General features: G+C 65.2%; 8 protein-coding genes. 4 read left to right on the top strand and 4 right to left on the bottom strand.

Annotation, left to right across the window (positions count from 1 at the left end):
* The first annotated feature begins 80 nt into the window (after positions 1-80).
* From J3485_RS03890 to J3485_RS03875, 4 genes are all read left to right on the top strand, one after another.
* A complete protein-coding gene (locus J3485_RS03890; RefSeq protein WP_206951253.1) occupies positions 81-944 on the top strand; it encodes a M15 family metallopeptidase in 864 nt (287 codons plus the stop codon).
* A 95-nt stretch (positions 945-1,039) separates the two neighbouring features.
* A complete protein-coding gene (gene tssM, locus J3485_RS03885; RefSeq protein WP_206951252.1) occupies positions 1,040-4,951 on the top strand; it encodes a type VI secretion system membrane subunit TssM in 3,912 nt (1,303 codons plus the stop codon).
* Positions 4,948-5,934 (top strand): type VI secretion system-associated protein TagF, encoded by a 987-nt coding sequence (tagF, locus tag J3485_RS03880; protein WP_206951251.1) that lies wholly within the window; start codon positions 4,948-4,950, stop codon positions 5,932-5,934. The genes tssM and tagF overlap by 4 nt, the downstream gene beginning before the upstream one ends.
* Positions 5,935-5,941: 7 nt before the next feature.
* On the top strand, positions 5,942-6,922 hold the full coding sequence (locus J3485_RS03875) for an OmpA family protein (RefSeq protein ID WP_206955628.1): 981 nt from the start codon (positions 5,942-5,944) through the stop codon (positions 6,920-6,922).
* A 16-nt stretch (positions 6,923-6,938) separates the two neighbouring features.
* On the opposite strand, the gene tssA is transcribed toward J3485_RS03875, so the two are convergent.
* From tssA to tssF, 4 genes are read right to left on the bottom strand one after another with little or no spacing between them, the layout of a single operon-like run.
* Positions 6,939-8,051 (bottom strand): type VI secretion system protein TssA, encoded by a 1,113-nt coding sequence (gene tssA, locus J3485_RS03870; RefSeq protein ID WP_206951250.1) that lies wholly within the window; start codon positions 8,049-8,051, stop codon positions 6,939-6,941.
* Positions 8,051-10,753: a type VI secretion system ATPase TssH gene (gene tssH / locus J3485_RS03865; RefSeq protein WP_206951249.1), complete on the bottom strand. Its 2,703-nt coding sequence runs from the start codon at positions 10,751-10,753 to the stop codon at positions 8,051-8,053. The genes tssA and tssH overlap by 1 nt, the downstream gene beginning before the upstream one ends.
* A 25-nt stretch (positions 10,754-10,778) precedes the next feature.
* On the bottom strand, positions 10,779-11,858 hold the full coding sequence (gene tssG, locus J3485_RS03860) for a type VI secretion system baseplate subunit TssG (RefSeq protein WP_206951248.1): 1,080 nt from the start codon (positions 11,856-11,858) through the stop codon (positions 10,779-10,781).
* Complete coding sequence (gene tssF / locus J3485_RS03855) at positions 11,822-13,660, bottom strand: type VI secretion system baseplate subunit TssF (protein ID WP_206951247.1); 1,839 nt, start codon at positions 13,658-13,660, stop codon at positions 11,822-11,824. The genes tssG and tssF overlap by 37 nt, the downstream gene beginning before the upstream one ends.
* Positions 13,661-13,677 lie beyond the last annotated feature (17 nt).

Raw genomic sequence — 13,677 nt, 5'->3', positions numbered from 1 at the left:
TCCGGCCTCCCTTTGCAAGCAGGCCAGATTCTAAGAGCAAGCATTACAAAATACAATTTATTTCCCGCCCGGGGCTCATCTTGATTGCCGTCGCACTCGCCGCTTATTTCGCCGTCGCTGTCACCATCGCGGCATTGTTCCTATTGCCTCCAGCGCGTGCCGCGCTAATGTCGGCCGCACTCGCATTACATCGACGCATGTCGCTTCGTACTACGCGTGGGATCTCACATGTTCGTATCGGAATCGATAAATCAGTAAGAATTTCTCATGGCGCGCTTATTGATACGAAAAAAATACTGATTCGCCGACGCTTGCTGATTTTGATTACGGCGGGTATCCTTGCGGCGCCGCCATTGATTGCAATTGCATTGCGCGGCCGCCAATTGTTTCAGTTCGATGGCACTGCTCGCGTACCGGACGAAAAAATCGCTGCTTTGCTCAATGGCGAGCAGCTCGTTCCGCCGCCGCCGTTGCCGCCCGAGGTCTTCGAGACGAAGGAAGTCGAACAGGTCCGTCCGGCATTGCGTGACGCCAGCCGCGATTGGAATTTGCTGGATGCCGATTTCAGAACCCGCCTATTGCTCGTCTACAAGATCATGCGTGAGCAGTACGGATACGAATTGGTGTTGTTGGAAGGTTATCGGAGCCCGGAGAGGCAAAACCGGCTCGCGAAACTGGGAGGCGTGACCAATGCAGCCGCCTATCAGAGCTATCACCAATACGGGCTTGCCGCCGACAACGCCTTTTTGCGCGACGGCAAAGTCGTCATTTCCGAGAAAGATCCCTATGCCATGCGCGGCTACGAACTCTATGGTCAAACGGCCGAACAAGTCGGCTTGACATGGGGCGGACGGTGGAAATTGAGAGATTTCGGACACGTTGAATATCACAAACCCGGATTCGTCCTAGGACGCAAGCCAATCGGCACGGTCGCCGGGGAATAGACGAACATCGACCGCCGAGTATCGCCACGCAATGCCTCGCGCCGCCGCGCGCCGGGCCATTCGTCAAGAGCCAAGACTTAGACCGTTAGAGCCTTATGCAACGCTTCCTGAATGCGCTGACCAGCAAACGCACGATGACCGTCGTCGGGGTGGTCGTCATCGCGGCAGTCCTGTTCGGCGCCGCCCTCTATTTCGACCTTCCGCTCCTATGGCCCGCGCTGGCGATGGCGGCCTTGCTCGCGCTCATCTTCGTCGTTTGGCTATGGCGGCGCCTGGCCGCGCGGCGCGCAAGCCGCAAACTCGGCGACATGCTCGAGCAGCAGGCCGAAACGGGCAAGGCACCGCAACCGAGCGGCGCCAAGCCGGGCGACCTCGACGTGCTGCGCACGCGGCTGACCGAAGCGGTGCGCACGATCAAAACCTCGAAGATCGGCCAAGTGTCGGGCGGCGCGGCGCTCTACGAACTGCCGTGGTACATCGTCATCGGCAATCCCGCGGCCGGCAAGAGCAGCGCGGTGCTCAATTCGGGGCTGCAGTTCCCGTTCGCCGAAAAGAGCGACGCGATCGTGCACGGCATCGGCGGCACGCGCAATTGCGACTGGTTCTTCACGACCGAAGGCATCCTGCTCGATACGGCCGGCCGCTATTCGGTCCACGAGGAAGACCGTACCGAATGGATCGGTTTTCTGAATCTGCTCAAGCGCTATCGGCCGAAGGCGCCGATCAACGGCATCATCGTGACGGCCAGCATCGCCGAGCTGACGAGCAGCCGTCCCGACGCCACGATCAATCTCGCCCGCAGCCTGCGCCAGCGCGTGCAGGAACTGACCGAGAAGCTCGAAGTGTTCGCGCCCGTCTATGTGATGTTTACGAAGGCCGACCTCATCACGGGCTTCGCCGAGTTCTTCAGCGGCGGCGAGCGCCACGAGTACGACCGGGTCTGGGGCGCCACGCTGCCCTATGAACGCGACGAGAAGCGTGACGTCGTCGCACAGTTCGACGAACGCTTCGAGGAACTCTACGAGGGCCTTAAGGAAATCAGCGTCGCGCAGATGTCGATCAACCGCGGCAACCTGCTCTCGCCGGGGCAACTCAGCTTCCCGCTCGAATTTCTCGCGATCAAGCCCGCGCTGCGCGTCTTTCTCGCGACGCTGTTCGAAAACAACCCGTTCCAATACAAGCCGATTCTGCGCGGCTTCTACTTCACGAGCGCCCTGCAAGAGGGCGAGACGAGCAGCGCCGCCGCGCAGCGGATCGGCCAGCGCTTCGGCTTGACCGTCGACAACCTGCCCAAGCCGCAGGCCGCCTCGTCCAAGAACGGCTTCTTCTTGCGCGATCTGTTCTCGAAGGTCATCTTCGCCGATCGCCAAACCGTGCGTCAGTTCGCAAGCCCCGCAAAAACCCGCCTGCGCTACGGCACGTTCTTCGCGTTCGTCGCCGCGCTCGCGCTCGCGCTCGGTGGCTGGACCTGGTCGACGATCGGCAACGAGCAACTCGCCTCCAACGTGCAGGCCGATCTCGACAACATCGTCCGCCTGCAGCAGAACCGCAACGATCTCCAGTCGCGCCTGCAAGCGATGGACATCCTCGAGGACCGTATCGAGCAGCTCGAGCAGTTCCGGCGCCAGCGACCGCTCTCGGTCTCGCTCGGGCTCTATCAGGGCGAGCGCATCGAGCAGCGTCTGCTAGCCGAGTACTACCTCGGCGTGAAGCAACTCATGCTCGACCCGGTCTCGCAAAACCTGGTGTCGTTCCTCAAGGAAGTCAACGCGCATCCCGACCAGCTCGCGCCGCTTTCGCAACCGCCGGAGTCGGGCGCGGTGCCCGTGTCGGCGCACGCGAACAATGCGAGCGCCCAGGGCGGGCTCTACAGCGACGCCTCGCCGACCAACGTCGAGGACGCCTACAACGCGCTCAAGACGTACTTGATGCTCTCGGACAAGCGTCACGTCGAAGCCGCGCATCTGACCGACCAGCTCGCGCGGTTCTGGCGCGGCTGGCTCGAAACCAATCGCGGCAACATGTCGCGCGACGAGATGATCCGAAGCGCCGAGCGCATGATCACCTTCTATCTCTCGCGCGTATCCGACGACGACTGGCCGATGATCGACGCCAATCTCTCGCTGATCGATCAGACGCGCGAGAACCTGCGTCACGTCGTGCGCGGCATGCCGGCCCGTCAGCGCGTGTACGAAGAGATCAAAGCGCGCGCGTCGACGCGCTATGCGCCGATGACGGTGGCCCGTATCGTCGGCGAAACCAATGGAAATCTCGTCGGCGGCAGCTACGCGATTCCCGGCACGTTCACGCGCGAGGCGTGGTTCGGCTACGTGAAGGGCGCGATCCGCGACGCCGCCACGAAGGAGTTGCAAGCGAAGGATTGGGTGCTCGGCACGTCGTCGCAAGACGACCTCACGCTCGAAGGCAGCCCCGAGCAGATTCAAAAGGCGCTCGTGGGCATGTACAAGAACGAGTACGCCCAGCATTGGCAGCGCTTCATGCAAGGCATTGCCGTGCGCGATTTCGGCACGTTCGGGCAAGCCGTCGATGCGATGAACCGGCTTGGCGATCCGCAAGACTCGCCGATCCGCAAGATCCTCGAAACGGCCTACGACCAAACGTCGTGGGACAACCCGGCGCTCGCGTCGAGCCCGCTGCAGAAAGCGCAAAACGGCGTGACGGGCTGGTTCAAGCGGCTGTTCTCGTCCAAGCAGCAAGCGGCGCAGAATGCCGGCGTGGACGTCGACCTCAGTCTCGACGGCACGGCCGCCGGCCCGGTCGGCGTCGCCTTCAGCGGCCTCGCACGGATCGTCGCGAAGCAGGACAGCGCGTCGCTGCTCGGCGGCTACATGGATACGCTCTCGAAGGTCCGCACGCGCTTCAACATCCTCAAGAACCAAGGCGATCCGGGTCCCGGCGCGCGCGAGCTCATGCAGCAGACGCTCGACGGCAACGGCTCCGAACTCGCCGATTCGCTGAAGTTCGTCGACGAGCAAATGTTGACGGGCCTGACCGACGATCAGCGCAAGGCGCTGCGTCCGCTGCTCGTGCGGCCGCTGATGCAGGCGTTCGCCGTCGTCATCGAGCCGGCCAGCAACGAAGTCAACAAGGTATGGAACGCACAGGTCTATCAGACGTTCCAAGCCGCGCTCGCGAACAAGTACCCGTTCTCGAGCAGCGCCAAGGTCGAAGCGGGCGCGAGCGAGATCGCCCAGGTGTTCGGCCCCGACGGCGCCGTCTCGAAGTTCGTCGGCACGACGCTCGGTCCGCTTGCCGTGCGGCGCGGCGATACGCTGTCGCCGCGCACGTGGGGCGGCATGGGCCTCGCGCTCTCGCCCGAGTTCACGAACGGCTTCGCGCGCTGGGTCGCTCCGCTCTCGGGCGCGGCGGCGGCCAGCGGTGGCGGCGCGACGGAACCGCAAACCGTGTTCCAAATCATGCCGCAGCCGGGCCAAGGCACGACCGAGTACACGATCGACATCGACGGCCAACAACTGCGCTATCGCAATACGCCGCCGCAATGGGCGAACTTCGTCTGGCCGAATCCGCAGGGTTCGCCCGGCGCGACGCTGACGGCCACCTCGTTCGACGGCCGCACGATCCAGCTCGTCAACGAGCCCGGCCGCTACGGTCTCGAAAAGCTGATCAACTCGGCCAAGCGCACGCGCAACCCAGACGGCACGTTCGCACTGTCGTGGACGCAAGGCAGCGTGACCGTCGCGCTCAGCATGCGCATCATCAGCACGTCGCAGCCCTCGAGCGGCGGTGGCGACGCCGCCCCGCAGCAAGCGAGCCTCGCCGGCGTGCATCTGCCCGAATCGGTCGTCGATGCCGCGGCGGCGCGCACGGCTGCCGCGGCGGCAACCGGTTCGGCCCCGGCCAGCGTGGCCGCATCGGGCGCGCTGGCCGCCCCCGCCGTGTCGGGGATGAGCGCGCCGTCGAACACCCCCTCCCCCTCGGCCGCCGATGCGGCGATCTCGAACCCAGGAACAGGAGCCGCGCAATGACGCAATCCGTGCAGGCGCAACTCGCCTACTTCGGCAAGATTCCTTCGCGCGGGGACTTCGTCAAAAGCACGCATAATCCGCAATTGCTCCAGACGCTCGACCGCTGGGTCGCGCAGGCGACGGAGCTGCTGGCCGAAGACCCGCGCTGGAAGATCGTCTACGACAACGCGAAGCCGATGCATTTCGCGTTCCTCGGCTCGCAAAGCCGGCTCGCGATCGCGGGCCACTTGATGTCGAGCCACGATGTTTCTTCGCGCCGTTTCCCGTTGCTCGCCGCCACCGCGCTCGAAGTCGAGCGGCCGCTCGCCTTCCTCGCGCGCAGCCCGCTCGCATTCGCGCGGCTGTGGTCGCGCGCCGCCACGCAAATGCGCACGCTCTACGATTGCGAAGAGCCCGGTGCCGCGCTCCAGGCGCTCGGCGATACGCAGGTGCCGATCGACGTCGGCGTCGCCAATTCACACGAGGGCACGTTCTCCGATTTCGTCGAGCATCAAACACTCGCCGGCCTCGAGCAGATGTTGCTCGCCAGCGGCCACCCCGTGCGGCTGCGCGGTGCGATGCTCGCGCTCGGCTCGCTGCTCAAGCCCGTCATGCTGAGCCATGCGCCCAATCTCGAACGCGGGCTCACGTTGCCGCTGCCGAACGATACGTTCTACCGCAGCCTCGTCGCGACGTTCTGGCTCGAGCTGATCGCGCCGTTCCTCGCGCAGGCCGACTTCGAAATCGCCATCTTCATCGGCAACATCGCCGAGCGCGAACGCCTCGTCATCGGCTTCAACGGCGCGTCGGCCAAAACGCTGCACAGCGTCGTCGATCCACAGGCCTATGCGACGCACAACATCGACATCGACGATCCCGAATGGATCGACGACCACGCCCAGAACGAACATGGAATCAGCAAGCTCGTCAGCTATCTCGACCAACCGCAATTGTCGCTGCGCATCGCCCTCGATACGTTCCGCGAAGCGTTCGTCGGGGCATGAGGCGATGATGGGTACTGTGCATCCTCATCCGCAGTCGAACTGGCTTTCGCCACGCAAGGGATGGCGCGCCGCCGCGGCGGCGCTTGCCGTTGCCGGCTGTTTCTCCGCCGGTGCCGCGCATGCCGACGAGTCGTCCGCCGCCACGGTCACGCCTGTCGACACCAGCGGCATTCGCGTGCATGTGACGACCCTGCCCGCGCCGTTGCAGATGGCGGCGGCCAATACGGGAAACGCGGCGGGCACGGGAGGCACGATGAGCGCTGCGACGCGCATGCCTGCGCCGGCCGATGCCGCGCCGGGGCAAGTCGTCGTGAGCGGCAAGGTGCCCGACGAAGCGACGCACGGCGCCGTACTCGCGCGGCTGCGCGAGACCTACGGCGCCGGCAACGTCGTCGATCAGATCGAAGTGGGCAGCGTGTCGACGCCGCCGAACTGGAGCGCGAACGTGCAGAAGTTGCTCGGATCGCAGCTCAAGCAGATCAGCAAGGGACAGCTCAAGATCGACGGCACGCAGATCGACGTGAAGGGCGAAGTCGCGAACGAATCGCAACGTCAGCAAATCGCGAGCGACATGGCAACGGCGCTGAACCCGACCTACACGATCCACAACGGATTGCGCGTGAGCGCATCCGAGCAAGGCTTGCTCGATTCGACACTCGCGAACCGTACGATCGAATTCGAGACGGGCAGCGCCACGCTCGCGCCGGAAGGCCGTGCGATCCTCGATCAAATGGCGTCCGCGCTCGCCAAGATGTCGGGCAAGACGGTGGAAATCATCGGCCACACCGACAATTCCGGCAGCCGCGCATCGAACATCGCGCTGAGCCAGGCGCGCGCCGATGCCGTCAAAGGCTACCTCGTCACGAAGGGAGTCGCGCCACGATCGATGGAGACGATGGGCGTCGGCCCCGACCAGCCCATCGCATCGAACGACACCGACGACGGCCGCGCCCGCAATCGACGCATCGAGTTCCGCGTCGGTCAATGAGCGCGCAACGCACGCATCAGTTCGACTCGTCGGGCTTCACGCCCAGCAACTCCCGGATATGCGCCAGCGAGGCGCCGTCCTTCACGACGGTGCCCAGCCATTCGTGCAAGGGCATGTCGGCCCATTCCGCGGCCTTGTCGGCAAGATAGGCGGCCGGGCTGTGCGGCTCGGTTGCGCGCAGAAAGCGGGCGATGGCGCGCAATTGCGCGACGGCGTCGGCACGGGTTTGAAGCGCGCCCACATGGCGCACGGCGGCAAGAGCGGCAGCGTTGGCGGGCATCGAAGTCTCGAGAGAAGGAACGGTCTTGAACGTCGGCTCCGCGCGCTCGGCGGGGCTCGGCTGCGGCTGGGCCGGCGCGGGATCGACTTTCGCGCCGACATCGCGCGCAAAACGTTCAGCGAGCCCGAAGACGAACTCATAAGCCTCTTTGGCCTGCCGAAAGCTCGGCGCCGACGTCCCGGCGCGCGCGTCGAGCGCTTGCTCGAGCGCCTGCATCGCCGCTTCAAAGGCCTTCAGGTCCGTCAACAAGGTTCGGTAGAACGCGGGCGGCGTCGCGCGCTTGGCCGCTTCGATCTGTTCGATCGACGGCTTGCCGTGCGAGATCTCGTCGGCACGGTCGGGATCGCGACGCACGGCTTGGGCGACGTTCGTCCCCACGTCCCAATCGAGCCCGCTGAACGCGCCCCCGGACGACTGCGTGAGCGGTACCTCGCGCAGCAACTGCACGGTGCGGCCAGCGAGCCAGCTCACGTTACCGAGCCGATATTCGACGTCGTCGTCTTCGGGCAGCGGGTGCACCGTGTCCCAATAGCGTTCGGCAAGCGCCGCGAGCAACGCATAGCCTTGGGACAGCCCCGCCACGCCCTGCTTCATCGCGAGCGCTTCCGCGAGCCAAGCGGCGAGCCGCAGGTCTTTCGTCTGCGTCTTGAGCAACAGCGAGCAGCGCTCGATGACGAAGCCCCAGTCGGCTTCCTTGATTTCGGTCACCCACTCGCCTTGATCGAGCGATGGGTCGTCGAAGCGGCGCGCGTGCTGGATCGCGTCGAAATCGGAGGAGAACAGCAAGTCCTCGCCGCACGGCGATGCGCCTTCGAGCGGCGCGACGAGGGGTGCGAGGTCGATTGGCATCAGCTCACCTTGTATTCGAAATCGCCCGAATCGAGCGCGCGCACGGCAATGCGCTCGATGCGCTCGCCCTGGGCGATATGGCCCAGCACGTGCTGCGCGAGCTCGGGCAGCAGCGTTCCGTTGAGAATATGATCCACCGCGCGCGCGCCCGAATCGACTTCCGTGCACCGCGCGAACACCGCATCCACGAGCGATTCGTCCCACGCAAAAGCCGCGCGATGATTCTCGGCGATGCGCGCGCGAATGCGCTCGAGCTTGAGTTCGATGATCTGTTCGAGGACATCGTCCGAGATCGGGTAATACGGCACGACCTTGACACGGCCGAGAAACGCCGGCTTGAACGCCTTGTACAGTTGTGGCCGCAGCAGCTCGGTCAGCGCCTGCGTATCGGGTAGCGCCTCGGGCGCCTGATTCAAACAAGCCTGCATCACGGCGACCGAGCCGACGTTCGACGTGAGGATGATCAGCGCGTGCCGAAAATCGATCTCGCGCCCTTCGGCGTCGTCCAGCGTACCTTTGTCGAATACCTGAAAGAACATTTCGAGAACGTCGGGGTGCGCCTTTTCGATTTCGTCGAGCAACACGACCGAATACGGATTGCGGCGCACGGCCTCGGTCAGCACCCCGCCCTCGCCGTAACCGACATAGCCGGGCGGCGAGCCCTTCAGGCCCGAGACGCTGTGCGCTTCCTGATACTCGCTCATGTTGATCGTGACGAGCTTGCGCTCACCGCCGTAAAGAATGTCCGCGAGCGCGAGCGCCGTCTCGGTCTTGCCGACGCCCGACGGCCCGACGAACAGAAAGACGCCGCGCGGCTTGTGCGGATCCTCCAGGTTCGCGCTGGCCGTGCGCACGCGCTGCGCGATCGCATCGAGCGCATGATCCTGGCCGATCACGCGCGCGGCCAGCAGATCCGGCAGGTTCATCACCGTGCCGATTTCGTCCTTGACCATGCGTCCGAGCGGGATACCTGTCCAAGCGGCGACGATTTCGGCGATCACGTGCCCGTCCACTTGCAGCGGCACCATCGGGCTCGCCTGCTGCAGCGTCTCGAGCTTCGACACGTGTTGTGCAAGCTCCTCCCGCAACGCGGCCGTATCGGCGTTCGGCGTCTGGGTCTGCGTCCCGGAGGCCGCCCCCGTGCTAGACAAATCGCGACGCAATGCCTCGATCCGCTGAGCGAGCGCGCGCTCCTGCTCGTAGCGCGCTTCATCGGCTGCAAGCGCGGCGCCGTCGGCCTCGCGCGCTGCATGCAATTGCGTGAGCCGCTCGTCGTGGGCGGCCCCCGCCGTCCCCGTCGCGCGCTCGCGCTCGAGCGCCGCGATCTCGACCTCGATGCGCTCGATCCGCTTGCGCGCGTCGTCGATGACGGCCGGCGTCGAGCCTTGGGCAAGCGCGACCTTTGCGCAGGCGGTATCGAGCACGCCGATCGCCTTGTCGGGCAGTTGCCGCCCCGTGATGTAGCGATGCGACAAGCGCACGGCTTCGGTCACCGCCTCGTCGAGAATACGCACGCCGAAATGCGCTTCCATGCGCGACGCCAATCCACGCACCATCGCGCAAGCGAGCGCTTCGCTCGGCTCTTCGACCTTCACCACTTGGAAACGCCGTGCCAGCGCGACGTCCTTCTCGAAATACTTTCGATATTCGCTCCAGGTCGTCGCGGCAATCGTGCGCAGCTCGCCGCGCGCAAGCGCCGGCTTGAGCAGGTTCGCCGCATCGTTTTGGCCCGCTTGCCCGCCCGCGCCGATGATCGTATGCGCTTCGTCGATGAAAAGGATGATCGGAACGACGCTCTTCTTGACCTCGTCGATGACGCTCTTCAACCGATTTTCGAATTCGCCCTTCACGCTCGCGCCGGCTTGCAGCAGCCCCATGTCGAGCACGTGCAGCGCCACGCCGACGAGCGGCGGCGGCACGTCGCCGGCGGCGATGCGCAGCGCGAGCCCTTCGACGACGGCCGTCTTGCCGACGCCGGCTTCACCCGTCAGGATCGGATTGTTTTGGCGGCGACGCATGAGGATGTCGATCACCTGCCGAATCTCGGCTTCGCGGCCGATCACGGGATCGATCTGGCCTTCGCGGGCGCGCTGCGTGAGATTCGTCGTGTAGGTGTCGAGCGCCGGCGTCTTCGACGGCGCGGCCGGCCGCGCCGGATCGAGCGCCGCATCGTCGGCTTCGGAGGCGCCAGCGACGCCCGCCGCCGACGCATCGCCCATGCGCCCGGCCTCGTGCGAGCCGGCCGTCGCTTCGTCGAAGCGGTGTTTGAGTTGCTCGACGGGAACGCGGGCGAAGATCGGCGACATCCGCTCGGCGTATTGCGCGAGCTCAGGCGAGGTCGACAACGCCAGCAGCAGATGGCCGGAACGAATGCGCGCCGCATGCGAATCGAGCGAGGCGATCAACCACGCCTGCTCGAACAACGAGATCAAGCGCGGCGAAAACACCGGCGTACGCATGTTGCCCGTCTTCAACCGTTCGAGCTCGCGCTCGAGATCGGTGCGCAACACTTCGATGCTGAGCCCGTTCGCACGCAGCACGACCGCCAGATCGCTCGCGCGCTCCTCGATGAGCGCAAGAAACAGATGCTCGAGATCGACTTCGTAATGGCCGCGAGCAAGACAAAGGCTCGCGGCACGCGTCGCGGCGTTCAGGCATAGCGCATTGAGCTTGGCGATGAGGGTCTTCAGGGGAGTACTCATGTCGGATCGATTCTCGCTTGTCGGATCAATGAATGACGTTCAGTTCGTAACGCGCGTCGTCGCGGTCGCGCTCGGCCGCGCGGGTGCAAAGGAAAGCGTCGTAGCCGAGCCGCGCGCCGGCGCCAAGCTGGCTCGCGCCCACTTCCTCGCGCGCGAGCACGAGCGACACTTCGTATTCGACCGTGATGCCCGCGAGCAACGTCAGCATACGTTCGAGCGCTATCGCCCGCGCTTCGCCGGGCAGGAACGCTTCGTAATCGCGTTTGCTGAGCGGGCCGACGACGATTTGCACGCGCATGTCGCGCTGCCAGACGCGCTCGCCCGCGAGCGCCGTCGCCCCGAGCGTCGCGTTCGATTGCCCCAGCACCGTCAGCCGCTCGGGCGGCACGGCATACCACTTGCCGGCGAACTGCTCGACGCGCACCGGCGCACGAAAGTAGTCCGTGAGCGCTAGCGCGAGGTACGCGGCAGACATGGGCCGATGCCGAGCCGGCAGCGCATACCCGGCGATCGCTTCGTCGATCAGCGCGCCGGGTCCTTGCTGCAAGTGCGCGCGCGTCGGTGCATCTTGCACGCCGGCCAGCGCGAGCAACAGCGGCAAATAGCGCTCGTCGCGATCGAGTTCGTAATGAAACGGCAGCCGGTACTTCTTCCATGCCGCATAGAAAAGCGCCGTCACGCGATTCGAAAAAACGTCGAAGAACTCGCGCGCCGCATGGTCTCGCTGCAATTGCGCGCGCGCGATCAACTGCTCCGTGTAGTGCAGCGGCAGCGAGCCCTGGCCGCCGAGCAGCCCGAAAAACGCCGGTGTCAGTTCGATGCGGCCGATCGTGCCCTGAGCGAGCGCGACGCGCACAGCCTCGAGCCCCGCGAATGCTTCGCCGGCCTCGTCGTACGATACCGCGCATTCGAGCTCGCTCGGCGGGAATGTCAGCGCAAGGCTGTTGCGGAACGCGACGCCCGGAGCCCCGCGCTCGTCGAGTGCGTCTTGCTTCGAGAACCAGGTCTCGAGTACGCGAACCGCTTGAAAGAATTGGAATCGATAAGGCGTGTCGAGCAGCCGCTCGACTACGCCAGCGTCGATTCCGCGCTGCGCGGCTTGCATCGCATGATCTCCTCGCCTGTGCGGCTTGCCACGGCCACGAGTTGGACGAAACTGTTCAACCGTACGAACAGGCCGAAGAAGGTATCGAGCATGCGCACGAACGTGGCGAGGCTCGTGCCGACGTAGTGCGCTTCGTCGAACGTCAAGCGGATTTCGACGCCGCGAACGAACGTCGCAAAGGGTCGACCCGGCAGCCATTGCACTGCGGGCCTTTGTTCGATGCCGACGATGCCCGCGATGTGCCGCGCCGAGACGGCCGTGCGACGCGCGTCGTAGAGTGCGAGCAATTCTTTGAGCGGAGCAAGGCCGTGCGCCGATAGCGAGACGTGATTGAGCGCGAGATGCGAGACAAGTCGCCAGCCCATCGACGCACCGCGCGCAACGCGCACGCTCGCGCTCGGCCGCGACAGCAGGCTGATCGTGCCCACCTCTAGATCGGACGGTGCGAACAAATCGCCGCCCTCGAGACCGATCGCGAGCCGTGCGGGCAGATCGCGATTCGTGCAGGTCAGCGCCAAGCTCAGCGTGTCGGTGCGCGCGGCGAGCGGCTCGAAGTCAGCATCGACGATCGAAATCTCCGTTTCGTATCCGGGGCTGTGCCGCGCGACCCAATCGTTGCGGCGTGCGAACCAGTAGCGACCCGCGCGTGCCGCTTCGTCGTGATGAAGTGCGTAGAACGGCCGAAACTCGGTGATCGTTTGCCCGTCCGCCCGCGTCTCGACGCGACGCACGTCGTCGATCGAGTAGACCTCGTAATCGCCGGCATGGCGTGCGTCGGCCACGACCGGATAGGCCACCGCTTCGTGGCTCACGTGAATCGGCTCGCCGCGCTGCGCGAACAAATTGACGACGGGCGTGCAGAAAAGCCGGACGTGGTTGACGCTCAACGACTCCACCAGACGCTCGATGTGCGGTTCGTCGCGCAGCTCGCCGAGCGCGACGTGCAACGTCAGGCGCCGGCATCGTCCCGCGACGCCGATCATCGCCGCCAGATCGAAATCGATGAAATCGAACTTCTCGGGAAACGCGAAATACTCCGTGAGCACACGGTACGCGGGATGCGATTTGGCGGGATAGTCGATCAACGCGTCGGCGTGCGCGAAACCCGCCGGCTCGATCGGCATCGCCGCGAGTGAGCGCCACAGCCGGCTCTCCGGCGTTTCGACATAGGCACCGACCGTCTTCATGAAGAGGCAATCGGTGAGCGCCGCGATGAACGATTGCTCGCCGTGGAGATAGGCCCGCAGCGTCGTCAGGTTCAACGCGTCGAGCGTGCCCTCGGGTAGCGTCGTCTCGAACGTGAACGACAGCAGCGCGGAAGCATCGCCGGGCAGCGTGACGGCCGACGGCGGCACCTCGGCGAGCGGCGTGTGCCGCGCGCGCGCCAAGCGTAGCGGCGCGAGCGCGACGTCATAAGCCGTGCGAAATTGGCAGCGCACGCCGCGGATTTCACGCGAGGCCAACGCGGTGCCGCGCGCGATCGTCAGCGCGCGCGCGAGCGCGCCGTCGTGGGGCAAGCCGAATTGCGCGATCGAGCAAGAAGGAAACGGGCGCAGATAGTGCGGATACAGCACCTCGAGCAGCGCCTCGGTCAATTCGGGGCGATCGTCGTCGAGCTTCTTGTTGACGCGCGCCGTCAGCAGTGCGAACGATTCGATCATGCGCTCGACGTGCGGGTCGTCACCCTGCTCGCCCGTCGACGCCAGGCGCGCGGCGATCTTGGGGTACCGGTCGGCAAAATCGCGCGAATAGCGGCGCAAAAACGCCAGCTCACGCTCGTAGTAAGGCAGCAACGCTTCCATGATGATCCCCGAGCGCG

Source organism: Trinickia acidisoli, from assembly GCF_017315725.1.
Lineage (GTDB): Bacteria > Pseudomonadota > Gammaproteobacteria > Burkholderiales > Burkholderiaceae > Trinickia > Trinickia acidisoli.
The sequence above is the reverse complement of the archived record's forward strand: the minus strand, read 5'-3'. Positions and strand labels throughout refer to the sequence as shown.

Excerpts from the sequence above, each read along its gene's own strand:
- tssM (WP_206951252.1), top strand. The coding sequence starts at position 1,040 with ATGCAACGCTTCCTGAATGCGCTGACCAGCAAACGCACGATGACCGTC.
- tagF (WP_206951251.1), top strand. The coding sequence starts at position 4,948 with ATGACGCAATCCGTGCAGGCGCAACTCGCCTACTTCGGCAAGATTCCT.
- J3485_RS03875 (WP_206955628.1), top strand. The coding sequence starts at position 5,942 with ATGGGTACTGTGCATCCTCATCCGCAGTCGAACTGGCTTTCGCCACGC.
- tssA (WP_206951250.1), bottom strand. The coding sequence starts at position 8,051 with ATGCCAATCGACCTCGCACCCCTCGTCGCGCCGCTCGAAGGCGCATCG.
- tssH (WP_206951249.1), bottom strand. The coding sequence starts at position 10,753 with ATGAGTACTCCCCTGAAGACCCTCATCGCCAAGCTCAATGCGCTATGC.
- tssG (WP_206951248.1), bottom strand. The coding sequence starts at position 11,858 with ATGCAAGCCGCGCAGCGCGGAATCGACGCTGGCGTAGTCGAGCGGCTG.
- tssF (WP_206951247.1), bottom strand. The coding sequence starts at position 13,660 with ATGGAAGCGTTGCTGCCTTACTACGAGCGTGAGCTGGCGTTTTTGCGC.